1 protein-coding gene and 1 pseudogene are annotated in these 554 nt (G+C 44.0%); both read right to left on the reverse strand.

Annotated features, from left to right (window positions below; genetic code table 11):
* Positions 1 to 230 (reverse strand): aminotransferase class IV (locus AC3G7N_RS22215; RefSeq protein ID WP_489424279.1); only part of this gene is annotated, 230 nt, incomplete at its 3' end.
* 28 nt (positions 231 to 258) lie between these two features.
* A pseudogene (gene eutB / locus AC3G7N_RS22220) lies at positions 259 to 554 on the reverse strand (hydroxyectoine utilization dehydratase EutB); the annotation flags it as partial.

A 554-nucleotide genomic window follows, 5' to 3' on the forward strand; every position in this document is an offset into this window, starting at 1 on the left:
TTGGCTGCTACTAAATCTACTAGCTTATTTTTCAAATCTGAAATTGCACTCGGCAAGTTTAGTCTAACCTCTCGGGCACTTCTTTCCAAGCGCTCCATATGTTCATCCAGCATGAGTGGTTCCCCGTCGTAGACTCCGATAACCTCATAGATCCCATCACCGAATTGGTAGCCTCGGTCCTCAATATTAATCAGGCTTTCCCGTTCAACAATTCGGTCATTATATAACATTTTAGTCAACATAAAACCTCCCTTTTACCTAATTCGGGTTTCTATATCGATTCGCAATGTCCAGCACTACAGATGTATCGACACTGCTGCCACTGATGATCACCGCGACACTTGAACCAAGCTGAACCTTTTTATTTAGGATTGCACCAATTCCGGAGGCCGCTGCCCCCTCAATGGCCATACGGTGCTTATCCAGCATAAAGGCCATCCCCTTGGCAATTTCATCCTCATCTATCAAACTAATTTCATTGACATACTGCTGAACCATATCAAATGTGTAGCGGTTATTCAGGCCAATTCCGCCTAATAAACTATCAGCCAGAG

This window comes from Virgibacillus carmonensis (genome assembly GCF_057836705.1).